The organism is Draconibacterium mangrovi, assembly GCF_010586825.1.
Taxonomy (GTDB): Bacteria; Bacteroidota; Bacteroidia; order Bacteroidales; family Prolixibacteraceae; genus Draconibacterium; species Draconibacterium mangrovi.
The window spans coordinates 53,415-76,939 of sequence record NZ_JAAAGB010000014.1 but is presented as its reverse complement, the minus strand read 5'-3'; the positions used below and the strand labels follow the sequence as shown (position 1 = coordinate 76,939).

Genomic DNA, 23,525 nt, shown 5'->3' with positions numbered 1-23,525 from the left:
ACAATATTCAGTACAATAGTTTACTGAATACAAAACATGAATAATGAAAAGAAAAAAGAATATAGCGATCGTAGCACACGATAACCGCAAAAAAGATATTATGGAATGGGTGTCTTTCAACTGGAAAGAACTGGCCCAACACGACTTAATTTGTACCGGAACAACAGGAAAAATGGTTGAAGAGGCACTTGCAGAAAGCTGTCACAAACATGGCACCGTGCCTCCAACCGTTACCCGCCTGAAATCGGGGCCACTGGGTGGCGACCAGCAGTTGGGAGCAATGATTTGCGAAGGCAACATCGATATGCTCATCTTCTTTTGGGATCCGATGCAACCGCAACCGCATGATGTTGACGTAAAAGCCTTGTTGCGTATTACGGTTTTGTACAATATTCCAACAGCTTCAAACCGTTCTACGGCCGACTTTATGGTGACATCCGAATTATTTCACGAGCAATACGACCCGATTATAAAAGATTATCGCGAATATATTGCCCGCGACGTGAATATGGCATAAACCTTTCTTAATTTTTTTAAAAAGACCAGGCATTCTTGATAATTTTTTCAATATTTTTGTCGTTATTGTCCGACATAAATAGTGATTAATCTATGCGAATTATCAGGAATGCCTTCCTCATCACACTTTTTATAATCAGCAACCTGGGCTCATCGGCGCAAGAGGTACCGGAGAAGTATGCCCGCCTGTTTACAGCTCCAAACACCTATATTGCAGGACAAAGTAACACTGCCATTACGATTGACGGACAAGCCAACGAGCCGTCATGGGAAAATGCTGCATGGACTTCTGAGTTTATTGATATTCAGGGCGCGAATATGCCTCACCCCACTTACCCTACGCGGATTAAAATGTTGTGGGATATAGATAACCTGTACATTTTTGCCGAACTGAAAGAAGAAAATATCTGGGCCTACTACGATAAGCAGGACATGATCGTTTACCACGAAAATGATTTTGAGGTGTTTATCGATCCCGATGGCGACACGCACAACTATTACGAGTTTGAAGTGAACGCCCAAAACACGTTGTTCGACCTTTTTCTTGATAAACCTTATCGTAATGGAGGGAAAGCCGATATTGAATGGAATGCCAAAGGGTTTAAAAGTGCTGTTTATCTGGATGGAACGTTGAACAACCCGACCGACAAGGATAAAAAATGGTGCGTTGAGATGGCCATTCCATTTTCATCGCTTACCACTGTTGGCAACTATATACAGCCTGAAGCCGGTGCTATTTGGAAAATCAACTTCTCGCGCGTGCAGTGGCAAACTGAAATTGTTAACGGGAAATACACGCGAAAAACAAACGACAATGGTAAATTGATCCCTGAAGACAATTGGGTCTGGAGTCCGCAGGGAGTGATAAATATGCACTACCCCGAACGTTGGGGGCTTATTCAGTTTTCGTCTGATGCTCCGAAATCAACACATGCTTCTTTTCCACTTCCGGAAGCGGAATTAATGGCCCGCCACCTGTGGCATGTGTTTTATGCGCAACACGACTATCAACGCGAGAATAAGGTCTATTGCGATGACCTTTCTGAACTTGGAATTCAATCAAGCGGAAAAGAAAACGACACCAGTTTCTCGCTGGAATTAAATACCTCGGGAAATACTTATACTGCAACCTTAACAACCAACAACAACCTGATGATCTCTATCGATCAGGATGGCTTATTACGCATACATACTGACAAATAAACAAACTAACGATGAACAAAAGAGATTTTATTAAAACCACAATGTTGGCCGGAATGGGCCTTACCGTAGCAAGCGCCTGTGCCGGCGAAGCAAAACCGGCAGCGGCTGAACAAGGATTGAAACACTGGGTATGGGAAAACCCAAATCATGAGGAGAGCGACGAAGACCTGCAAAAGAAATACAGTAGTTATTACGAAGCCGGTGTGCGCGGTATGTTTTTCGAGCACGACAGCGAACGCCACTTTCGGATAGCAAAAAAGGCCGGGCTGGAAACACACCGTTGGATGTGGACCATGAACCGTGGCGAAAAAGAGCTGCTTGCCAGTCACCCGGAATGGTATGCCGTTAGCCGCGATGGAAAATCGTGTGCTGACAATCCTCCATACGTTGGATATTACCGTTGGTTGTGCCCATCAAAGCCTGAGGTTAAAGAATACCTGGCTCAACGCTCAAAAGAAATTCTGGAAAAGGATTATGTTGATGGCCTACACCTGGATTATGTACGTTACTGCGACGTAATTCTGCCGGTAAACCTGTGGGATAATTACGGCATTGACCAAAGCAAAGAGTTGCCCGAGTACGATTTCTGTTATTGCGAAACCTGCCGCGAGAATTTTAAAAAGAAAACCGGTAAGGATCCGCTGGAAATGGAACATCCCGATCAGAGTCCGGCATGGCGGAAATACCGATACGAGCAGGTGAATGGTATTGTAAATCACCTGGCCGAAATAACGCATTCTTATAATAAACCCATAACTGCAGCGGTTTTCCCAACACCGGAAATTGCGCGCCGCATTGTGCGTCAGGACTGGACGAACTGGAACCTTGATGCGGTTTGCCCGATGATCTACCACGGTTTCTACCGCGAAACAGTAAGCTGGATTGGCGATGCTGTTGAGGAAGGCATGCATTTCCTTTGCGGGAAATTCCCGATTTATGCCGGTCTGTTCCTGCCCGATTTTAAATCGGATGAAGAGCTGGAAGAAGGAATTCGTGTAGCCATTGCCAATGGTGCATCAGGAGTTTCGTTGTTTGGGAAGATCGATGAAAAGACTTTGGGGATATTGAAGAAGGCTTCTAAATAAGAGACATAGAAGAATTGGGTTCTGCCCAAAGAAATGCGCTAAGCGGTTTAGAACCGCTTAGCGCATCTTTCTCCGACACACTCACTATTTACATTACCCCTCACCCTGTCGGGAGCTCCCCTCAGGAGGGGAGCTAGCGCTGATCAATTTTAGCGATATTCAAAATCTCCGGCATTGCTTTGCAGCTGTTTCCCTCTTGAGGGGAAATGGCTACAGCCAAAGGGGTATATTCTTGCTTTTTGACTTTCAGCTTTTTCCATTACATTTGCAGGCCAAAATTTTGAGTATTAATTGAGCAGGTGGCATAACCCTGCACTTTAAAAATAAAAAAAATGCAAAACGAAATCTTATGGCTGGCCATGTTGCTGGCAAATTTTCTGCTAATTATTTTAGCCTACCGTTTATTCGGTAAATGGGGACTTGTAATGTGGATTCCCATCTCGGTAATTGTGGCCAACATTCAGGTAATACAAACCGTTGAGTTGTTTGGGCTGGTTGCTACGCTTGGTAACATAGTTTACGCCACATCGTTTTTGGTTACCGATATTCTGTCGGAGAACTACGGAAAGGAGGAAGCGAAAAAAGCTGTATGGATCGGATTCTTCAGTTTGATATCAATGACTTTGCTGATGAACCTGGCACTGGAATTTCTGCCACTGGAAGGTGACGAATTTGCAGGAATAAGCCATGAAGCTACCAGCACGATTTTTAGCCTGATGCCGCGTATTGCCATTGCCAGTTTAGCAGCTTATCTATTGTCGCAGCGCCATGATGTTTGGGCTTATCATTTCTGGAAAAAACGTTTTTCGAAAGACCACCAGATCTGGCTGCGTAACAACCTCAGTACAATGGTTTCGCAACTAATAGACAGCGTGGTATTTGTTGCCATTGCCTTTTGGGGCGTTTACGAATGGCCGGTGTTGATTGAAATTCTGCTTACCACTTATTTCCTGAAATGGATTGTTGCAGCCGCCGATACACCGTTTGTATACTGGAGTAAAAAGATTCACAAACGCAACCGCTTTTGGATGGAATAGACAGGTTCGTCACTGGTCATTGGTCATTGGTCATTAGCCATTCGTCATTTGACATTATGAAAAGGATCCAATCTGTATAAATTAACGTAGATACAGATCGGATCCTTTTATATTATTCGCGCGACAGCGAGTGTTCATAAGTGAATTGAAAAGCCAATACTTGAAGCGATCCCCTTCACCTTATTCGTTGCATCTTCGTTATAATAGTTCGTAAACTTCGAGCTGGCATTTCCATAGGATATACCTACTTCTAATGCTACTTTAGGTGTCAGGAAAAAACTAACTCCGCCTCCCACATCATAAGTTGTAAGATTAGACTTTACTTCGTTGTCAGGATAACCAGCATATGAAGAATTGTATTCTTCCGTATTTTTTCCAAAACCTAAACCAGCATGAAAAAAAGGTTTTACTGTAGTATTACCCAAATACACCCGGGCAAAAGGACCAACAGCAAATGTGCTTGATTTATATTTATCTCCATCATCTTTTTCCGTTGCAGTTGAAGTTAAAAAATCAATACCGACAACCAAATTGTTAGCTAGGAAATAACCAATGCGTGGCATGAATTCAAAACTGTTGTTTTTTACTTTATCAGTTTCATAGCTGTCTGTTGAAACCTGACTGCTTAAGAAGCTAAAATCTAGACTTGTTCCAGCTCCTAATAAAAAATCTCCCTTTTGTGTTTGTGCAAAAACATTGGCTCCGCCAATTATCAAGACGGCAATTAGTACAAGTGTCTTTTTCATAATTTTAGTATTTAATTCATTGAAATAACATTACATGTGAAATAGGAATTCGCCTGAATCGAATAAATTGGATTGTTCGAGTGTTTATTATTTACTTTATTATTTGTGGGCAGGTATTCAAAGCATTTTGGTTTTTATTCGGAGTTTAAAGTTAGCATAATAAAAAAATAAAACAACAGCGGTTTAGAAATAGCTCTTCTGCCCCTCGTTTGCAACGAGGGGTTCTTGTTTTGTCGTTTGTAACGACCTTATGAATGGCATTATAAATGCCAGGAGATTTTACCCCTCGTTACAAACGAGGGGTAGCCCGGGGTTAAGCAAAGCCCATCGGCACCGGGCTTTAGCCCTTAAGCCTTGGTGTAGGCGGGTTTCCGAAAGACTACGACAACACAAAACCACCTAACTAACTGATTACAAGAACTCCCCCGCCACTAATTTGGTGTTTTCGCATCCCTGCGAAAGCTTCAAAGTCACCAATTTGGTCGTTTCGTATCGCTTTGCTACCGTCAAATTATTCAATTTAGTGCTTTCGTAGGTGTTTGAAAGCTTCTCCGTCTTCACAAAAGTCCTTTCGTAGTGCTACAACGGCACTTTTGTCATCACAAAACTACTTTCGTAGTGCTGCAACAGTACTTTAGTGGGCATTAAACCCCTTTCGTAGCTGTACAAAGAGGGTTTAGTCACCAATTTACTGCTGTCGTTGCCTTGCAATGGGACTTTAGCCATCACTCCGGGCCTGTCAAAATCGAACAACAGGACTAAAAACCCTAACGGCAAACCATCGTTCTTCAACGCTAATTGTTTAGTTGTCAATTTAATGCTTATGCTAAACAACACAAGCTCTACTATTGACTTTGGTAAGCTTATGTTCTAATTTGCAAGAACTTTACACATTAATAAGCACCATGCACACACCAAATAATCAACAAAATACACATACACCCATACATTCTTAAATTTTAACTATTATGAATTTTATAAAATCAATCCCTTTAACGCGCTTGCGCAACAACGATTACTTTCAGTTTATGGCTGATGTAAAAAGTTTGATTGCGCAGGCCACCCCTGCAGCACTTAATGTGGAGGAAGAATCGGTAGACTTCAACAATAGTTTTACCGAACTCGACGAAGCAATAAATGTTGACCGGGGAAGTGTACTGACCGAAAAAGTTCAGGATGCCGACCACAGGCGCGATACTACCTGGACTGCACTAAACGAGCGGGTAAAAGCTACGCTTTTTAGCCCAATACCAGAAGAAGTTGAGGCTGCCAAACACATCGAACGGGTTTTTAATCTGTATGGAAACATCAGATACCTGTCGTTGAAGGAACAAACTGCAGCAGCAACCAACCTGAATAACGACCTGAAAGACCGGGATATGGCAGTGCATTGCCAAACCATTGGTATTATGCCGTGGGTTTTGGCGCACGAAACCGAAAACAATACCGTTAACGATCTGCAAAACCAACGCGACAGCGAAAAAGCAAATCTTAACTCAGCTAAGGTAAAAGAGGTGCGTTTGGCTTTCGAAGGGGTATACAAGGCATTGGTAAACCGTATTAATGCCCTGGTTACTTTACGCATGGCAACTCCCGAAATCGAAAATTTTATATTAGAGGTAAATCAGAAGATTACAAATCTTGAGATTCAGCTTGCCGCCCGTCAGGGGCAATCTGCCAGCGGAGAAGAAGAATCGGCTGAAGCTACCGTGGAAGAATAAAAACAAAAACCGTGTATGTGTATCAGAAAGCATCCTTCCGTTGTGTTGGGTGCTTTTTTGCTGAGCTTAGCCCCCGAAAGGATTCGCACGGTAGCGAAGTGAGGAAATACTACTGCCCTTTCAGGGCGATGTTTAAATTTATTTTATAGCACAGGGCGCTGCCCTGTGCTAATGCTTATAGCCCTTTGGGCTATTTAAAAATACAGTTGCCTTGTAAGCAGCACCAACGGTGCTAAAGCAACAACACAGGGTAACACCCTGTGTATTTAAGCGAATTCACTCATCGCTCTGAAAGAGCTTAAGATTCTCTTCTGCCCTTCATGAAAGCCACGCGAAGCCCCGAAACTTCGGGGGCACGGTAGCGAATGTTTTGCACCGTCCTTTAGGGCGGTGATTTTAGATAGGATCATAGCCCACAGGTTTTAGCCTTTAAAAGGATATTAATGGCTAAAGCCCTTTTGCGGAACTGCAATTTTATCACCGGGCTAAAGCCACGGTGCAATAGCAAAAAACAATTGCCCCCAATCAGCGCCACAGGCCCCCGGCAGGGATTGCAGCGGTAGCTTGCCGCAGCTTTTGCTTTGTGACACCAGGCTATTGGGAGCGACCAGAGGGAGCTACCCAAATGCCTGTGGTGGAACCGGCAAAAGGTGTGGCAACTTTAGCGGAAAGCCCGGCTGCCGGTAAAGAGGGAATTAGTCATTGGCCAGTGGAAAAAGGTTTGGATTGTTTAATGGATGAGTTTGTGGGTTCAACCACGTTGCTTTTTCACATGCACCATAGCAAAAATGATGATCATCATAAACACAGCCATAACTGCGCCCGACAGGAAACTGGCTTCCAGGCCGCCAAGTGCATAAAACACGCCTACCAGCAAGGGGCCAAAGGTTTGCCCGCCACGCAGCACCATGGAGTTTAGCGACATAAAAGCTGCCCGCTCGTTTATTGCCGCATAGCCTACCAGCATATTTTGAATGGATGGAATGGTAATGCCATGCCCAAAACCAAATACGATGACCGCCACGCCCAACATTAAATACGAATTGGCACCCAGCATAAGCAGCGAAGCGAGCATGTAAAATGCGCTACCAATAATCAGCTGCCGCTTTTGCCCCAGCAAGCGGTTAAGGCGCGCCAGTTGCGAGCTCATAATGGCGGTAGTTACCGACATCAGCGACATCATTAAACCAATGCGCGAAGAATCGGCGCCCAGGCGCTTTTCCATCATCAGCGGAAAGTAGGTAAGGTACGAACCGTAAAGTATCAGGAAGAGGATAAAGTTGACGGCGAAAAGTCCCCAAACCGTGCGTTGGTTAATGGTTTTCCAAACGCGCCCAAAATACGACCGTAGTTTCGCCTTGTTCTTTGGCTCGGGGTTATTCAGCCCTTTCATTACCCAAATGCCCAGCGGAATAGCCAGAATGGGCAAAGCAAAAATATACTGCCAGCCAAAAATAGCGATCACACCACCAAGTGCCGGGTACGATGCTGTGGCAATACTCAGCACACTGGCATTGTAGCCCATTACTGCCGTGCGTCGTTTCCCTTCGAAAAGATCGCCCACCAGGGTAATATTCATACTCGATAATGAACTGGCTCCAACTCCCTGAACAAAACGAAGGGCCAGCAACCAATAAAATCCGGGCGCAAACATACAGGCAAAACCGGCAATTCCGAAGAGAAACAAGGAGGGCACCAACACCACTTTCCGGCCATAACGATCGGCCAAAATGCCGGTAAAGGGCGTAAGAAAAATACCGGGCAGCGTAAAGGCAACAATCAGCCATCCCACTTGTTGCGGACTGATACCGAAATAACGGATAATATCGGGGAAAGCGGGTGTAATGCTTGCCACACCCATCATAGCGATAAGCGTTACCCCAAAAATGAAATAGAGATTTTTATTGTGAAAGACAGATTTTTCGGTCATTGTAACTTGATTGCTTGGTGTTAAAAGTAATAAAAATGTAGGCTAAACAGTGATAGCATGACTTAGAGTCATACTATCACTACACCAAAACAGGCTAGATTTTAACTTTGCTTTCCCATTCCAGTCCGCTAATATCAATCAGTTTCAGCGTGAATTCATTTGCGCGTTGTAAATCAATTGTGCGCAAGTCAATAGCCAAATCGGCTTTTGCACCCAAAGGAACAATCAAACTGTGTTTCCCCGGTTTTACGTGCGTTACATAGTGATTGGATATTTGGTCGACCGGAAACTTAGCCAGATCTTCTCCCTTTTTTTCGAGCAAAATATTTCCTTCCGAATCCAGCAATTGAATCCCGATCAGGAACGATCCATACACATCAACGCCTTCGGTTCGGTATATTTCAAACTGTAGGATATTGTTTTCGATGGAGGCATCGCTGATTTCAATTTTAGGTTTCACCGATTTGTTGTGCAGTTTACCATAAACTCCGCCATGAAAAACCTGGTTGGTAAACAGTGTTAGAAACAAAATTCCCAATGAGCCAACAAACACAGCCGGCTTCAAATTTCTTATCGGAAGTTCGCCCGATCCCAGCCAGACAAAACAACGATTTTGTGTGAAGCTGTGTCTCTTATTCAGCAGCAACTGATCGAGCGAATATGCGCCACTGCCGCTAAAAAACAGGGTGAATCCGGCTGCAATTCCCAGCACACCGATTTGCCATTCATCGAGGCAGGTTGTTCCGATCCAACCCGAGCCCAACAGAATTCCGGCGGCGAGGCCAAAGACGCCAACGCTCATTAATCGTGTAAAAAGCCCCAGCATAATAAACAGCCCGACAACAGCTTCAACGATAGTAAAAACTACCATGGCCATCCACAACTGCTCGGGATGCGTAACCAGGTGCTCGATTATCGGTTTTATTCCCAAAGCGTTGGGCAGGAAATGATTAAATTTTTCGCCGATGTAACCAACGCCTTCCGGAGCAAGTTTATCAACAAGTACAACACGGCGCCAAAAGGCAGAAAAGTAAGTCCAGCCAACTACCAGCCGGAGAGATAAGGTGAAAAGTCCGGCCAGGTTTGCCGAATTATTCGCAGATTTATTCATGTAAAAATGTATTAACGGTTATTAAAATTGACAATATTGGGTGTACGGGAAAAGCGATTACACCATGTCGAATTTTAACCGTTTATAGAGAATGTACAGCCGGGTGTTTTCTGCAACAATTTCCGGTTGCAGAAATGAATATTCAGAAAAAGATGTTGACTGTAAAAGCAACTCATCACGCTCAACTGCAGTTCCTAAAAGATTCTGATCGGAGTTGTGAAAATTACTGCTGATCCGAAAATCATCGGGCGAAGTTTGGCAGTGATGATCGAAGTTCGGGGTGGTTTTTGTTTTATTTAACGGACGCTGATATTCGGCACCAATGGCCTTAAACAACGGCTCTTTTACCGAGCACGATGCAAGCGAAAACAACGCAATTACTACCAGCAATGCCTGTTTTAACCACCTAAAATATTGTTGAATGCGATCCATTAATTCCAAAAACAAAGCTAAGTATAAATTGTTTGGTGCCCTGCCTGGCTTGCCCGGTTATATATCCTGAAATCCGATTAGTTTCTGCAGTTTTTCGTCCCATAAACGTAAACGCAAAGTTTTGAGGCTTGAGCGAAACGTTACCGGCTTCACCTCTCTGAAAATTTTATTTTCGGCGTAACATTTTGGTAAATTGTAGTTGGGTATTCGCGCATTAATGTGATGAATATGATGAAAACCGATATTGCCGGAGAACCATTGAAGCAACTTTGGAAATTTGACAAATGAACTTCCTTCGAGTGCCAGTTTTGTGTAGTTCCAGTCATCGCTCCGAACCCACGATACGTCTTCATACTGATGTTGCAGATAAAACAACCACAGTCCGGCCATGCCAGCCAGGTACAATATAATCAGCTGAAGAATAAGATAGGTGAAAAAACCAATGGCAACACTCATTCCCGCAAACAGGATAACCAACGCAATATTGGTGACATAAACATTGTTCTTCTGCTTTTGCGTCATCCATACTTTCGTCAATCTGTTTTGAAAAAGAAATATATAAAGCGAGCCAAAGCCAAACATCACTACCGGATTCCTGTAAACCCGGTAATAAAGCCTCCTTTTTTTCGAACTGGCCAGGTATTCTTCCTTTGTCATCGTCCAGATATCGCCATCGCCACGTTTATCGAGATTACCAACAGTAGCATGGTGTTTCCCGTGTAAACTGTGCCATTTATCGAAGGGAGTGAAAGCCAAAATACCAAACAACATTCCGATATACCGATTGGCTTTGTATGATTTGAAGAAAGAGCCGTGGCCGCAATCGTGAAAGATTATAAACAAACGAACCAGTAAACCGGCGGCAATAATGAGCAGAAATGCAGTGAGCCACAACGAAACCGACAAACTATAAACCAACAATATCCATACGCCAACATACGGAATAAAAGTGTTTATGATTTGCCATACGCTTTTTAAGGTATCAGGCTTTTGATAGGAAGCCGAATTTTTTATAAAGTTTTGCCAGGGATTATTTGGGGATGTTTCTTTCTGCCGGGTATTCATCGATCTACTCTCCATTGTTTATGTTCCGTCTATTTAAACGAATAACAGATAGTAGATGTTCGGCAAATTTTCACTATTTCAAAAGCGGGAGCCTGATTTCAGGTCAGGCTCCCGCTTCTATGGTGTTATTTCAGATTCTCTTCAAACAGTTTAAAAATACGTTTGTATTCGTCCGTCCAACTGCTGGGTTCAACAAAACCATGCGCTTCCACGGGATAAACCGCCAGCTCCCAGTTTTCTTTTCCCAGCTCGATAAGGCGTTGCGTAAGGCGAACGATATCCTGAAACTGTACATTGTCATCAACCATGCCATGGCACATCAGTAAGTTACCTTCCAGTCCATCGGCAAAATTTAAAGGTGAACTTTTTGCATAGGCAATGCTGTCCTGCACCGGTGTATTCAGAATATTGGCAGTATAACCGTGATTGTAATGTGCCCAGTCGGTAACTGAACGCAAAGCTGCACCGGCAGTAAAAGTTTCCGGCTCATTAAACAAAGCCATCAGCGTGATAAATCCTCCGTATGAGCCTCCGTAAATTCCAATTCGCTCCGGCGAAACATCATATTTATCCGTCAACAATTTTGCACCATCCACCTGGTCCGACAGATCGAGGCCACCCATCCAACGGTAGATTCCGGTACGCCAGTCGCGGCCATAACCGGCACTTCCGCGGTAATCGATATCCAGTACTGTATAACCATTGTCGACTAAAATATTGTGGAATTGGTACTCCCGAAAATAGCTACTCCACCATTTGTGCGCATTTTGCAGGTAACCGGCACCGTGCACAAAAATTACGGCGGGGCCATTTTGCTCCGGCGACTCAGGGCGATACAGACGGGCATGCACTTCGGCACCGTCGGCAGCATTAAAAGTAATGAACTCAGGAATTCGCCAGTTGTATTTGTTAAAAGCATCGGTGGTTGAATTTGTCAGCTTTTCGGCTTCAGCTCCGGCTTTATTTTCCTGCAAATAAAGTTCCCAGGGTTTGTTGGCCTCCGAATGACGGATAGCCAGATATTTCTCATCAGGAGAAAGCGTTACTTCGTTTCCACCTTCCATCGATGTGATCTGTGTTAGCTTACCACCCCAAACCGGCATTTTGTAGAAATGCGTCACACCCGGGTGCACTTTGTTGGCGATGAAATAAAAACTTTTTTTATCGTTCGAAATAGATGCTTCCGAAACTTCAAAGTCGCCGCTGGTAAGCGTTGTTTTCTTTTTTGTTTTGCAATTAACGGCATACAAATGTGAATAGCCCGACTCCTCGGAATGAAACCACACCGATTCACCATCAGGCATCCAGCCTATATCTCCTGTCGACATTCCCCAGCCGCCAATTCCGGGGCCGCCAATCCACGCTTCGTCGCGCTGACGATCGAGTAATTCCAAATCACCGGTCGCAGGATCGAGCAGTAAAATCCAGCGGTCTTTATTGTCATGCGACAGCGCAACAACCACCGCCAGGTCTTCCGTTTCATTCCACACCGGCCCCATCAGGTTCACTTCGCGGTCTTCAACCTCGTCTCCCTCTTTTGGCATACGTTCCGGGTAATCGCTCAGGTAATCAGGCAAATCTTTCAGGCCGGGAATTTGTGTTTTATCAATCGTTACCAGCTTATTGTTCTTCACATCAAAAATCCCCATTTCAACCGACGCCTGCGGGCTTCCTACTTTAGAACGGGCATTCTTTTCTTCGGTGTACCCCGATTCGGTAACATGATGCGTAACCGAAGTAGCTTTTGCATTAGAGGCCCTTTCGTACAAGCTGTATATAATATAGTCGCCGGTCGGGCTCAGCGAAATGCCATTCAAAAACTTGCTACCGGTATATATTTTTAATGGTTCGGTTTCTTTTTCAGCCTCCCCGCGGTTTTCGCGTGCTTTATTTTTTGCTTCGCGTTCCTGTAAAACCACAAACAATTCCTTTTGTTGCTGCTCCAGCCACTTGGCTTGCTCCGACGAAGACTGTTCCTTTTTCTCACTTCCCGAGACAAAATTCGTCAGCTGCGTAATCAGCCCGGTTTCCGGATCGATGGTGAAAAGGTTATTGTCTTTAGTAAAGGCTATTTTCGAATCGCCTAAAACAAATTCGGGCGACGAAACACGCTCCAGCCAGGCTGTAAGCTGTTTCTCTTCTCTGCTTTTACAGTCGAGCAGAAAGAGGTTGCCGTTTCGGGTGTATACTTTATTTGTTTTGTCGCTGTTGTAATCGCCACGACGGCCGGGTAATGTCTTCTTTTCATCCAAATTTACTTTCTCTATTTCTTTGGTCGCCAAATCGTAAGCAAACAACGATTCGAGCGTGTCTTGCTCCGGATTCCACTGAAAGTAGATTTTTGCGCCATCTTCGCTCCAGCTTATATCGTCCGGAGAAGTACCGATCCATTTGGCCGGATCCTGCATAATTGTTTCGATCGAAAGTGAACTTTTATTAAGTTGGCTTACCTGGCAAAATCCTGAAAAAGTAAACAGAATAAAAAATGAAAGAATAAAATGTCTCATGGGTGCAGCTTCTTTTTTAGTGTTTTTTTTGAAGGCATCTAAATTAACATTTTTAGTAGAATGATTTCCCTGATGAACATGTATATTGTTAATTCAAAAAAATATAGTTTTGCAAGGTTAAACAGCTCGTAGCGCATTGCTCAAAAGCTTTAAATGAATTTTTGATGAAGGTATATAAATTTGGAGGCGCATCGGTAAAAGATGCGGCCGCAGTAAAAAATGTATTTGAAATTATTAAAAGCGAAAGCGGAAACCTGAGCGTGGTTATTTCGGCCATGGGAAAAAGTACCGATTTGCTGGAAACATTGATAAAAGCCTACTATAACAGCAACAACGAAAAGTGGACAATCTTCAATAACTTTAAGAACTATCACATTGAAATTATCGGCGATTTGTTTGGCGAAAAAGGAATGCCACAGGGTGTTTATGAATTGTTTAGCGAGCTGGAACACAAACTAAATTCGCGTCCGTCGTACGATTTTAACTTTGAATACGACCAGATTATCTGTTTTGGTGAGCTCATTTCTACCCGCATTGTTAGCGATTACATTACCGCCACCGGCTATAAAAATACATGGATCGACATTCGCACCTGCCTTAAAACCGACGATACTTTCCGCGATGCACATGTTGACTGGGAATGGACCGGCGAATTAATTCGCGAGGAGTTCAACTTTTCCGACACAGGCTTATACATCACGCAGGGATTTATCGGCTCTACAACCACTAACCTCACTACCACGCTGGGGCGCGAGGGTTCGGATTTTACGGCTGCCATTATCGGTAGTTCGTTGAAGGTTGAAAGCGTGTCGATTTGGAAAGACGTACCGGGAGTTTTAAGTGCCGACCCTAAAAAAATGAGCGACACGGTGATGATCAACGAACTGTCGTATAAAGAGGCGGTTGAGATGACGCATTCTGGTGCCAAAGTAATCCACCCAAAAACCATGCAGCCGCTGCACAACCAAGGAATTCCGCTGCTGGTAAAATCGTTTGTTGAGCCTAAAAATCCGGGCACGGTTATTCATAAAATCGATCATAAAATTGAGCTGCCTCCAATTTTTATCCTGAAAGAAAACCAGGTGCTGATTACCCTTTCTGCTCTCGATTTCTCAATAATCTCGATTAGCGATATTGAGCGGGTGGTAAATTTTCTGATGGAAAAACTGATAAAGGTTACATTGATGCAACAATCGGCCATCGACCTTAACATTGTTGCCGATGCCTCGGATGAAAACCTGGAGGATATTTTTAGCGAACTTTCGGGCGATTATAAAATACGCTACAATACCGATCTTACACTGGTAACCATTCGCCATTACACCGAAGAGGTGCTCGACTGGATGGTAAAAGAAAAGGATATTTACCTGGAACAGCACAGCCGCTTAACGGCACGGATGCTGATTAAAGAATAAGAAAAGGCTACCGAAATTGTTATTTCCGGTAGCCTTTTTCATTTAATTTCACCCATTTTCAGAAAAGCGATTGGCATCCGATTCCAATTAATACCGATGTGAAATCAAAATGAGTCCTATTTCAGTAAATTCCTACTTTCAACCGGCATTAATCATTGCAATTTCACCGTTTCGTTTAACGCTCACACTGAAATACAATTGGTATAATTTACAGGAATCGATTTTTCTTGTAATTTTAGAAACCCATTTCTTACCTATAGACAAAAACAGCTAACTGAAATGAAGCAAAAAAAGACATTGCCTTATATAATTGGAGTTGCGGTTGTAATTATTATTGTGCTTATCGTGGGCAAAAAGCAAGGATGGCTTGGCAGCGATGTTAGCGTAAAAGTGTCAACCGAAACCGTAGAAAGTAAAACCATTACCGAGTTTATAACCGCCAACGGAAAAATTCAGCCGGAGACTGAGGTAAAAATCAGCCCTGATGTGGCCGGTGAGATCGTTGAGCTGCATGTTGAAGATGGCGATGCGGTTGAGCAGGGAAAATTACTGTGTGTTATAAAACCCGAAATGTATGTTTCGGCAGTAAACCGGTCGGAAGCCGCTGTAAACTCATCGAAAGCAAGACAGGCTCAAGCCGAAGCACAACTAATTGAAAGCGAACTTTCGTATAAACGCTCCAAACAATTGTATGAAAAAGGTACGATTCCGGTTTCGGAATTCGAATCGGCAGAAGCAGCATACAAAGTTGCCCAGGCCGAAGCCCGTGCCGCGCAATATTCAGTATTGAGTGCGCAGGCATCGCTTGATGAAGCTGAAGAGCAGCTAATAAAAACAAAAATTTATGCTCCTATTACCGGAACCATTTCGGCACTGAACGTTGAAAAAGGCGAACGCGTGGTAGGAACCAGCATGATGGTGGGAACGGAAATGATGACCGTTGCCGACCTCAACAAAATGGAGGTGCAGGTTGAAGTTAACGAAAACGATATTGTAAAGGTAATGAAAGGCGACACTGCGCTGGTTGAAGTTGATGCTTACCTGAGCCGCAAATTCAAAGGCATTGTTACCGAAATTGCCAACTCGGCAAGCGTTTCCGGAACCAGTTCCGACCAGGTAACCAACTTCGATGTAAAAGTGCTTTTGCTAAAAGATTCGTACGAAGATTTGATCGATCCTGAGAATGGTAACCTCTACCCTTTCCGCCCCGGAATGTCGGCTACTGTTGATATTCTTACCGAAACCCGCGAGAATGTAATTTCGGTGCCAATTTCGGCAGTTACAACACGGATTAAAAAAGAAAACGGCGGCACAAAAGAAGTTGATACGGATTCGGAAAATTCTTCGGATGATGAAAACACTGCGCAGCGTGACGAAAAACAGGAAGTTGTTTTTGTGTATGCCGATGGCCGTGTATTAAAAACCGAGGTAGAAACCGGAATTCAGGATAACAACAGCATTGAAATTCTGAAAGGAATCAAGGAGGGCGACGAAGTAGTTACCGCGCCTTACACCATTATTAACCGCACGTTAAAAGACAGCATGCAGGTTAAAAAGGTTAATGAGGAGGAGTTGTTTACAGCTGAAGATTAAAATATTTCTATATAAACAAAAACAGGGTTGCGAATCAAATCGCAACCCTGTTTTTGTTTATGATTCTATCTCTTATTCTCCGGGGAAATAATCGCGCGAATCAATAACAGTAAGGTTATTCGTGTGCGCCCGGTTCATATCCAGCACGGCTTGCTCCGAAATTTTTTCGCCTTTGTAAGTATAGGTTTTATTCAGCGCCACACGTTTTAACAGAAGGTTTTCATAATCCACTTCAAAGGTGTAAAGCACATCGGTAAAATAATCCCTATTGTTTTGCCCTATTGCCAGCGCCCTGCCCTGACGGTTATTTTTTGGAGCCACTGCTTCGCCTTCAATTTTTAATATCGAATAATCTTCTTTATTAATGCTGATTTTACCTTTAAAAGTACCGGCATAATAATCGCCTGTAGTGGCCAGTGAAGGGACTTTCGGGCTAAAAGAAATCACCCAGTATTCTTTACCGTCGATAACAGGTTGGCTTTCCAGCGCCAGCTGATAATCGTTTAGCAAAGCAGGGCTTAAAACACCCGATGCCGAACGCACCCAGTCTAATCCCAACAAATCATCAAGATATAATTGGGCGCTTGAAAAGCTGTAATCAGCGTCGCTTTGTTCTTTTGTAACCGAATAATTCCGTGCTTTAAAAGCATCAGCTTTCGAATTGTGTGTGTAACCAGTTTCGTCGTAAAGTAATACCGTTGCAATTTGCGGTGATTTAACCTGCCCGTTAACCGCCTTTTCTTTTGAATAAGCAAAGTGCATATTAAATGGCCCCGAACCATAATTGTATTTTATATTTTCTGAAGCCAGGCGTAAAATGCGAATCAAAACTTTATTTTGTGCTGCCACATCAACCTTCTCCACATCATACGATTGAGACTCCAGTTTTACCACAGCAAATTCTTTCGAAAAAAGGTCTTTTACTGGAAACTTTTTGTTGGTGAAACCCACTGCAGAAAAGTAAATATCTTTATCTACCATCTCTTCAGGAATCTTCAACTCAAAATTTCCTTCGCTATCACTAGCGGTACCAAAAAATGTTCCTTCCAGGCCAATATTTGTATACGAAACCGGACGATTTGTATTGGCATCTACCACTTTCCCTTTAATGGTGTGAGCCACTTTCGATCCGCTTTGACCCAACGCTGTAAGGGCAACAAAAACTGTAAAAATGAATATAATTGTTTTCTTCATGACTATCAATTTTAAAAAATAAAAGTAAGAAATAAATACCATTCCTACCTAGTTAAACGTTGTAATACCCAATTATTATTGTGTATCTTTGTTTTGAACATAAAAAGATCGTTATGAGTAGAAAATATATCATTCTTGTTATCAGTGTAGTTTTGATCGGACTTACGTCGTGCGTATCGAAAAAGAAATACCTTGAAATGGAAGCCGGCAGATTAAAAGCCGAAGAACTTTCGCGAAAACTCGATGCCGAGAACAATGCCAAAGCCGAACGTATAAAAGCTTTGATTGCCGATTTTGAAGCCATGAAAAACGAGTTGATGGAAAGCAATGCCATAAAAGAGCAGGATATTGCCGACCTGAAGAAAGAAGTGGCCGGGTTGAATGAAGAACTCAACAGTAAACAGGAATCGTTGCAGGAAACAAGTTTTAATCTTGATTTTGAAAAACAACGTTTAACCAATGCGCTGGAAAGTAAAGAAGCGTCGATAAAATCGTTACAAAACGAAGTAAGCACACTGGAAAGCGAAGTTTCTGAAAAGAACTCGGCCATCGACCAAAAGAACTTTGAAATAAACAGGCTAAACCTGGACGCTAAAGTTCTGGAGGGTAAAATTAAAGCCAGCGAAAACGAACTTAATACCCTGCAGGGACAGCTTAATAATGTTCGTTCGGAAACGCAACAGTTACAAAATCAGTTAAAAGAAAAAGACGAGCAGATTACCAAACTTACCAACCAGGTTAAGCTGCTGAAAAGTGAAATTGGTAATTAATTCTTTTTGCTAAACGGTGAAGGAACGTCAATAAAAAAAATCTAAAAACATAGTTAACAAAACGAGCACTTGCTTGTTTACAGAAATTAGAATAGTGAACCGTTTTAATTAACTGCGTTTATTATTTGATTGCAAAAATTAATGAAAGTTTACCCTTTCATTGGGAAAGCCTGGTCAACTCCGGGCTTTCTTTTTTATCAAATAGGGAGAAAAAAAGGTACTTGCAACGCAAATACCTTTTTAAGTGTCTGAATTCAACATGCTTCTATGAAAAATTGCGTTTTTCTATTCCTCGTTGTGTTCAACCTTGGCAGTTGATCCTTCTATCTGCTCGAACCACATTCGGTTGCCTACACTATAATACCTGTCTGCCAATTTAGGATTAGCTTCCAACTCAGCGGTTGAGTACGGCAAGTAAGGCACAATAACATCGTCGCCTTTTTGCCAGTTAGCAGGTGTATAAACAAATTTCGATTCGGTAAGCTGTAAAGCTTCTATCATGCGAACAAATTCATCCATATTTCGGCCTACTTCTACCGGGTAGAAATTTACCGAACGTACAATGTTTTTATCATCGATAATAAATACTCCCCGAACATCTCGATCAGTACTCTCCTCATCGTGTAACATTCCGTACAAACGTGATACCTTCGCGTCGGGGTCTTCAATTATCGGAAACTCGATATTAACCGTTCCGCGTTGTTTATAGTTCAACTCCTCAAGATGAGCTTTCCACATTTTGTGTAATACAATATCATCTGTGGAAACTACTGCCAACTCAACACCCAGTTTTTTAAATTCTTTTTGCAAGTGTGCCAATTCGAGTAACTCAGACGAGCATACCGGAGTAAAGTCAGCCGGGTGGCTAAACAGAATTTTCCAACTACTCCCGAAATCATTTGGGAAAGTGATTTTTCCGTTTGTTGTGTTTGCACTAAATTTTGGAGCTTTTGATCCTATTAAGGGGATTTTGTAGTCGCTTGCGCTTACTACTCCCACGGCCAGAATCACAGCCAAAAAGGTAAACATTAATTGTTTCATAACTTTGAATATTAAATGATTGCGACACTAAAATACAATCATCATATTCTCCATTTTATGTTGAAGAACATATTTTTAATGTGAGCAAAAACATTGCGTTTGATGCTTCCCCAACACTAAACCAGTCAAATAACCAGACTGTAAGCAATTTCTCACTTTTGATTACATTTTAAAGATATTTGTATCTTTTTATATCCAATATGAAAGTTACGGAATGTGTAAATTAAATACTTATTTGTATTCTATTAACAAATCATTGATTATTTGTCGAATTTTTGGTTCAATTATTCGAGTTCGTAATCCAGCTTAAACAATTTGGAATACTGCACAATCGACTCCCTCACCTGGTATTCCGTGGCTGTGTACGGAAGTACATTTTGCCCGTTAAACCACATCATAAAAGTATCAGCATAAGCCTCATTCAAACCGGTAAGTTTCATCACCATTTCTTTATTGTAGTTTCTCGAGTGCATTTCCCAGTTTCTCATTATCGCCATGTCCTCTCGTACCTGGCGTTTGCGTTTTTCGCGTTTACCGTAATATTGTGCAAACGATAAAGGACTTACCAGCGCTGCAATGATCGGAGGTCTTTCATTAAATGCATCGCCTCTCAATGTTGGGTCAAGGTTTGTTGGATTTCCGTGATCGAAATAATCCAGCTGACGGGCTTCACCTTCAACGGTAACTTCGCCAACATTATAAAGTACAGGGTCCATATAAAACGTAAGCATTTCGTAGCCGGTGTAATAGGATGGCACTTTCAGGATAAAAGTTTTGTAACCCACAGAAGTAACTTCGAGTGAATCGATATTAAGCATCTCCAGCGTAAAAATCCCCTCTCCGTTGGTAATTGTCCCGCTGTGTGTGCGGTGATTAATTATGTTGGCATAAGGTACTGCTGAACTATCGGAAGAACTCAGGATTTTTGCTTTCAGTTCAATCAACATCGGATCAACCTGATAATTCTCATCCTGAGCCCAAACTGAAAAACTCATCAAAACGATTAATAGCAGCAGTAAATATTTATACATAAGTGCGTAATTCTATTCCGTTTGCAAATCTATGCAAAAGAATTTAACCATTTTGAAGATAACACTATTTAACTGGTTTTTAACAGATGTTAAGGGGATATAGGGAAATTGTCATAGCATGACTTGGAGTCATACTATGACTATATTGAATTACTTCATTGAAGCGATACGCTCTTCCAACACTTTAATATTGGTTTCGGCATCGGCTTGTTTTGCTTTTTCTTTGGCAACTACCGCTTCGGGCGCGTTATTTACAAAGCTTTCGTTACTCAGTTTTTTCATTACCGAATTCAGGAATCCTTTGGCGTATTTCAACTCTTCTTCCAGTTTTTCCAATTCTTCTTCCACATCAATAAATCCATCAAGCGGAATATAGAAACTGGTTGATTTTACACGGAACGAAGCTGCTCCTTTAACTTCTTCGTCAACAACAGTGAGTTCAGTAAGATTACCCAATTTGATGAGAATGCTGTTGAATTTGGCATCAAAACCTTTGTCGCCTTTTTGCACCGAAAAATCGATAGCATCTTTAAAGGCAATATTTTTGTCTTTACGGATTTTACGAATTCCTGAAACCGCTTCTTTTACATCCTCGAAAGCCGCAAGCAATGCAGCATCGTAGCTGGTATTTGCCGGCAACTGACTGATCATTATACTTTCGCCTTGTTCACGCTCTTCAAGTAACTGCCAGATCTCTTCTGTAATAAATGGCATAAAAGGATGCATCAGTCGCAACATCTGGTCGAACAGTTCAAGAATCTCAGCATATGTTTTTGCATCGATCGGTTGTTGATAGGCAGGTTTTACCATTTCAAGCAACCATCCCGAGAATTCGTCGCGAACGGTAGTATATACGGTCATCAAAGCTTCCGAAATACGGAAACTGTCGAACTGTGCATTTAAAGTCTCAACAACCTGAGCCAGTTTATTTTTAAACCACTCGATGGCCAGTTTTGAATGTTCCGGTTGTTCGATTTCACTTGAAACCTCCCAGTTTTTCACCAGTCGGAAAGCATTCCATATTTTGGTTGAGAAACCTGCTCCCTGTTGTGGCAGGCCTTCGTCGAACAATAAATCGCCACCGGCAGGAGAACAAAGCAACATTCCAACACGAACACCGTCGGCACCGTATTTGGCAATCAAATCCAGCGGATCAGGAGAGTTACCCAGCGATTTCGACATCTTTCGACGTTGTGCATCGCGCACCATTCCGGTAAAATATACATTCTTGAACGGGAAATCATCGCGATACTCGTAACCGGCAATAATCATTCGGGCCACCCAGAAGAAAATAATATCAGGTGCAGTTACCAAATCCGAACTTGGATAGTAGTAGTTCACTTCCTCGTTCTCCGGCTCGCGAACTCCGTCGAAAACCGAAATTGGCCACAACCAGCTTGAGAACCAGGTATCCAACGCATCTTCGTCTTGTTTCAAATCGGCAGCAGTCAATTCTGCATTTCCCGATTTTTCTTTTGCTAACTCCAGCGCTTCTTCTGCTGATTCGGCACAAACATAATTTCCGTCGGGCAGGTAGTACACCGGAATTTGGTGTCCCCACCACAACTGGCGGCTAATACACCAGTCTTTGATGTTGCCCATCCAGTGCTTGTAGGTATTTTTAAATTTCGGCGGATGGAAGCTGATGGTATCGTTCATCACATTCTCCAAAGCCGGTTTTACCAGTTCTTCCATTTTCAGGAACCATTGCGCCGACAATTTTGGCTCGATGATCACATCGGTGCGCTCTGAGAATCCTACCTTATTGGTGTAGTCTTCTATTTTAGCCAGGTTTCCTGCTTTCTCCAGTTCAGGAACAATTTTATCGCGAACAACAAAACGGTCTTCGCCAACAAACAACTCAGCTTTTTCGTTAAGTGTTCCGTTGTCGTTAAAAATGTCGATTGATGGCAGATTATATCTCAGACCAATTTCGTAGTCATTAATATCGTGGGCCGGTGTGATTTTCAAGCATCCGGTACCAAATTCCATGTCAACATATTCATCCTCGATGATCGGTATTGAACGGTTGATCAACGGTACCAAAACACGTTTTCCTTTCAGATGCGCAAAACGTTCGTCGTTCGGGTTTACGCAAACGGCAGTATCACCCAGAATCGTTTCAGGGCGTGTAGTTGCAATGGTTACGAAACCTTCTTCACCTTCAATTTTATAGTTAAGGTAATAAAGTTTACCCTGCATTTCTTTGTAGATCACTTCCTCATCAGAAAGTGCAGTTTTTGCTGCCGGATCCCAGTTTACCATACGTACGCCGCGGTAAATCATTCCTTTGTTAAACAGGTCGACAAAAACTTTGATTACCGATTCGCTGCGGGCTTCGTCCATGGTAAAAGCTGTACGATCCCAGTCGCACGAAGCACCCAGTTTTTTCAGCTGCTCGAGGATAATTCCACCGTGTTTATCGGTCCATTCCCAGGCATGTTTCAAGAATTCGTCGCGCGAAAGATCGTACTTGTCAATTCCTTCAGCGTTTAGTTTGTTTACCACTTTGGCTTCGGTAGCAATCGATGCATGGTCGGTACCCGGCACCCAGCAGGCGTTTTTACCGGTCATTCGCGCGCGGCGGACCAGAATATCCTGAATGGTATTGTTAAGCATGTGCCCCATGTGCAACACGCCGGTTACGTTTGGCGGCGGAATTACAATCGTGTAAGGTTCGCGCTCGTCGGGTCTGGAATGGAAATATTTGTTATCCATCCAGTATTTGTACCATTTATCTTCAACCTCGACCGGGTTGTACTTGCTCGGAATTTCCATCTGACTCATCTTGAAATATCTAGCTAAAAATTTGAGGTGCAAAAGTACAATTAAAAGTTTAGAGTTCAATGTTCAACAGGAAGAGTTTAGGTTCTGAAGGTTGAGAATTAAAATATACTGTGGTTAACCCTCTGTTAGATTCATCGAACGCCTATTAGCCTTTTCTTTTTTCAGCACTATAAACCGCACTAAAGTACGATGCAATCTTCATCACACTACAGACCGCAAGTCATTGACATATAGCGTCCTGTTAAGATTGCACCCGTCCTGTAAGGTTTTTTACCCTCCCTGTTAAACAGGAACAGCTGATTATCCAACAGGACGACCAAAAACCTAACAGGATTGTAAAA

Annotated in this window: 18 protein-coding genes; 8 read left to right on the top strand and 10 right to left on the bottom strand. The window is 42.7% G+C overall.

What is annotated here, in order from left to right:
- Positions 1–43: 43 nt before the first annotated feature.
- The 4 genes from G4420_RS21650 to G4420_RS21635 all read left to right on the top strand — a co-directional run bounded on the left by G4420_RS21650 (position 44) and on the right by G4420_RS21635 (position 3,841).
- Entirely contained in the window at positions 44–517 is a 474-nt protein-coding gene (locus G4420_RS21650) for a methylglyoxal synthase (RefSeq protein ID WP_045033499.1), read from the top strand.
- Between the two features lie 92 nt (positions 518–609).
- A complete protein-coding gene (locus G4420_RS21645) occupies positions 610–1,719 on the top strand; it encodes a carbohydrate-binding family 9-like protein (RefSeq protein WP_204273779.1) in 1,110 nt (369 codons plus the stop codon).
- Between the two features lie 11 nt (positions 1,720–1,730).
- Positions 1,731–2,804: a family 10 glycosylhydrolase gene (locus G4420_RS21640; RefSeq protein WP_163326037.1), complete on the top strand. Its 1,074-nt coding sequence runs from the start codon at positions 1,731–1,733 to the stop codon at positions 2,802–2,804.
- A gap of 332 nt (positions 2,805–3,136) precedes the next feature.
- The gene (locus G4420_RS21635; RefSeq protein ID WP_163326036.1) at positions 3,137–3,841 is read left to right on the top strand and encodes a queuosine precursor transporter; all 705 of its coding nucleotides are present in this window, start codon (positions 3,137–3,139) and stop codon (positions 3,839–3,841) included.
- Positions 3,842–3,975: 134 nt separating this feature from the next.
- Here the strand turns inward: G4420_RS21635 and G4420_RS21630 are convergent, their stop codons facing one another.
- A complete protein-coding gene (locus G4420_RS21630; protein ID WP_163326035.1) occupies positions 3,976–4,587 on the bottom strand; it encodes an outer membrane protein in 612 nt (203 codons plus the stop codon).
- Between the two features lie 968 nt (positions 4,588–5,555).
- On the opposite strand from G4420_RS21630, the gene G4420_RS21625 reads away from it, so the two are divergent.
- On the top strand, positions 5,556–6,308 hold the full coding sequence (locus G4420_RS21625; protein ID WP_163326034.1) for a DUF6261 family protein: 753 nt from the start codon (positions 5,556–5,558) through the stop codon (positions 6,306–6,308).
- 751 nt (positions 6,309–7,059) lie between these two features.
- Here the strand turns inward: G4420_RS21625 and G4420_RS21620 are convergent.
- From G4420_RS21620 to G4420_RS21600, 5 genes are all read right to left on the bottom strand, one after another.
- Complete coding sequence (locus tag G4420_RS21620; protein ID WP_163326033.1) at positions 7,060–8,238, bottom strand: MFS transporter; 1,179 nt, start codon at positions 8,236–8,238, stop codon at positions 7,060–7,062.
- Positions 8,239–8,332: 94 nt separating this feature from the next.
- Complete coding sequence (locus tag G4420_RS21615) at positions 8,333–9,349, bottom strand: TQO small subunit DoxD (RefSeq protein ID WP_163326032.1); 1,017 nt, start codon at positions 9,347–9,349, stop codon at positions 8,333–8,335.
- A 57-nt stretch (positions 9,350–9,406) separates the two neighbouring features.
- Positions 9,407–9,781: a hypothetical protein gene (locus tag G4420_RS21610; protein ID WP_163326031.1), complete on the bottom strand. Its 375-nt coding sequence runs from the start codon at positions 9,779–9,781 to the stop codon at positions 9,407–9,409.
- Between the two features lie 57 nt (positions 9,782–9,838).
- A complete protein-coding gene (locus G4420_RS21605; RefSeq protein ID WP_204273778.1) occupies positions 9,839–10,861 on the bottom strand; it encodes a fatty acid desaturase in 1,023 nt (340 codons plus the stop codon).
- 110 nt (positions 10,862–10,971) lie between these two features.
- Positions 10,972–13,353, bottom strand: coding sequence for a S9 family peptidase (locus G4420_RS21600; protein WP_163326030.1), 2,382 nt, complete (start codon positions 13,351–13,353; stop codon positions 10,972–10,974).
- Positions 13,354–13,517: 164 nt separating this feature from the next.
- On the opposite strand from G4420_RS21600, the gene G4420_RS21595 reads away from it, so the two are divergent.
- Together G4420_RS21595 and G4420_RS21590 are read left to right on the top strand one after the other, a co-directional pair.
- The gene (locus tag G4420_RS21595) at positions 13,518–14,768 is read left to right on the top strand and encodes an aspartate kinase (RefSeq protein WP_163326029.1); all 1,251 of its coding nucleotides are present in this window, start codon (positions 13,518–13,520) and stop codon (positions 14,766–14,768) included.
- A 279-nt stretch (positions 14,769–15,047) separates the two neighbouring features.
- Complete coding sequence (locus G4420_RS21590; protein ID WP_163326028.1) at positions 15,048–16,361, top strand: efflux RND transporter periplasmic adaptor subunit; 1,314 nt, start codon at positions 15,048–15,050, stop codon at positions 16,359–16,361.
- Positions 16,362–16,433: 72 nt separating this feature from the next.
- On the opposite strand, the gene G4420_RS21585 is transcribed toward G4420_RS21590, so the two are convergent.
- Positions 16,434–17,555, bottom strand: a complete 1,122-nt coding sequence (locus tag G4420_RS21585) for a carboxypeptidase-like regulatory domain-containing protein (RefSeq protein WP_163326027.1) — start codon at positions 17,553–17,555, stop codon at positions 16,434–16,436.
- A 113-nt stretch (positions 17,556–17,668) separates the two neighbouring features.
- Between G4420_RS21585 and G4420_RS21580 the strand changes: the two genes are divergently transcribed.
- A complete protein-coding gene (locus tag G4420_RS21580) occupies positions 17,669–18,325 on the top strand; it encodes a hypothetical protein (protein ID WP_163326026.1) in 657 nt (218 codons plus the stop codon).
- A gap of 285 nt (positions 18,326–18,610) precedes the next feature.
- Here the strand turns inward: G4420_RS21580 and G4420_RS21575 are convergent, their stop codons facing one another.
- The 3 genes from G4420_RS21575 to G4420_RS21565 all read right to left on the bottom strand — a co-directional run bounded on the left by G4420_RS21575 (position 18,611) and on the right by G4420_RS21565 (position 23,184).
- Entirely contained in the window at positions 18,611–19,366 is a 756-nt protein-coding gene (locus G4420_RS21575; protein WP_163326025.1) for a peroxiredoxin, read from the bottom strand.
- Between the two features lie 284 nt (positions 19,367–19,650).
- Positions 19,651–20,397 (bottom strand): peptidase associated/transthyretin-like domain-containing protein, encoded by a 747-nt coding sequence (locus G4420_RS21570; protein WP_163326024.1) that lies wholly within the window; start codon positions 20,395–20,397, stop codon positions 19,651–19,653.
- A gap of 150 nt (positions 20,398–20,547) precedes the next feature.
- A complete protein-coding gene (locus tag G4420_RS21565) occupies positions 20,548–23,184 on the bottom strand; it encodes a valine--tRNA ligase (protein WP_246241724.1) in 2,637 nt (878 codons plus the stop codon).
- Positions 23,185–23,525: the final 341 nt, after the last annotated feature.

Excerpts from the sequence above, each read along its gene's own strand:
- G4420_RS21650 (WP_045033499.1), top strand. The coding sequence starts at position 44 with ATGAAAAGAAAAAAGAATATAGCGATCGTAGCACACGATAACCGCAAA.
- G4420_RS21585 (WP_163326027.1), bottom strand. The coding sequence starts at position 17,555 with ATGAAGAAAACAATTATATTCATTTTTACAGTTTTTGTTGCCCTTACA.
- G4420_RS21565 (WP_246241724.1), bottom strand. The coding sequence starts at position 23,184 with ATGAGTCAGATGGAAATTCCGAGCAAGTACAACCCGGTCGAGGTTGAA.
- G4420_RS21575 (WP_163326025.1), bottom strand. The coding sequence starts at position 19,366 with ATGAAACAATTAATGTTTACCTTTTTGGCTGTGATTCTGGCCGTGGGA.
- G4420_RS21590 (WP_163326028.1), top strand. The coding sequence starts at position 15,048 with ATGAAGCAAAAAAAGACATTGCCTTATATAATTGGAGTTGCGGTTGTA.
- G4420_RS21595 (WP_163326029.1), top strand. The coding sequence starts at position 13,518 with ATGAAGGTATATAAATTTGGAGGCGCATCGGTAAAAGATGCGGCCGCA.
- G4420_RS21635 (WP_163326036.1), top strand. The coding sequence starts at position 3,137 with ATGCAAAACGAAATCTTATGGCTGGCCATGTTGCTGGCAAATTTTCTG.
- G4420_RS21580 (WP_163326026.1), top strand. The coding sequence starts at position 17,669 with ATGAGTAGAAAATATATCATTCTTGTTATCAGTGTAGTTTTGATCGGA.
- G4420_RS21630 (WP_163326035.1), bottom strand. The coding sequence starts at position 4,587 with ATGAAAAAGACACTTGTACTAATTGCCGTCTTGATAATTGGCGGAGCC.
- G4420_RS21625 (WP_163326034.1), top strand. The coding sequence starts at position 5,556 with ATGAATTTTATAAAATCAATCCCTTTAACGCGCTTGCGCAACAACGAT.
- G4420_RS21600 (WP_163326030.1), bottom strand. The coding sequence starts at position 13,353 with ATGAGACATTTTATTCTTTCATTTTTTATTCTGTTTACTTTTTCAGGA.
- G4420_RS21645 (WP_204273779.1), top strand. The coding sequence starts at position 610 with ATGCGAATTATCAGGAATGCCTTCCTCATCACACTTTTTATAATCAGC.
- G4420_RS21605 (WP_204273778.1), bottom strand. The coding sequence starts at position 10,861 with ATGGAGAGTAGATCGATGAATACCCGGCAGAAAGAAACATCCCCAAAT.
- G4420_RS21570 (WP_163326024.1), bottom strand. The coding sequence starts at position 20,397 with ATGTATAAATATTTACTGCTGCTATTAATCGTTTTGATGAGTTTTTCA.
- G4420_RS21610 (WP_163326031.1), bottom strand. The coding sequence starts at position 9,781 with ATGGATCGCATTCAACAATATTTTAGGTGGTTAAAACAGGCATTGCTG.
- G4420_RS21640 (WP_163326037.1), top strand. The coding sequence starts at position 1,731 with ATGAACAAAAGAGATTTTATTAAAACCACAATGTTGGCCGGAATGGGC.
- G4420_RS21615 (WP_163326032.1), bottom strand. The coding sequence starts at position 9,349 with ATGAATAAATCTGCGAATAATTCGGCAAACCTGGCCGGACTTTTCACC.
- G4420_RS21620 (WP_163326033.1), bottom strand. The coding sequence starts at position 8,238 with ATGACCGAAAAATCTGTCTTTCACAATAAAAATCTCTATTTCATTTTT.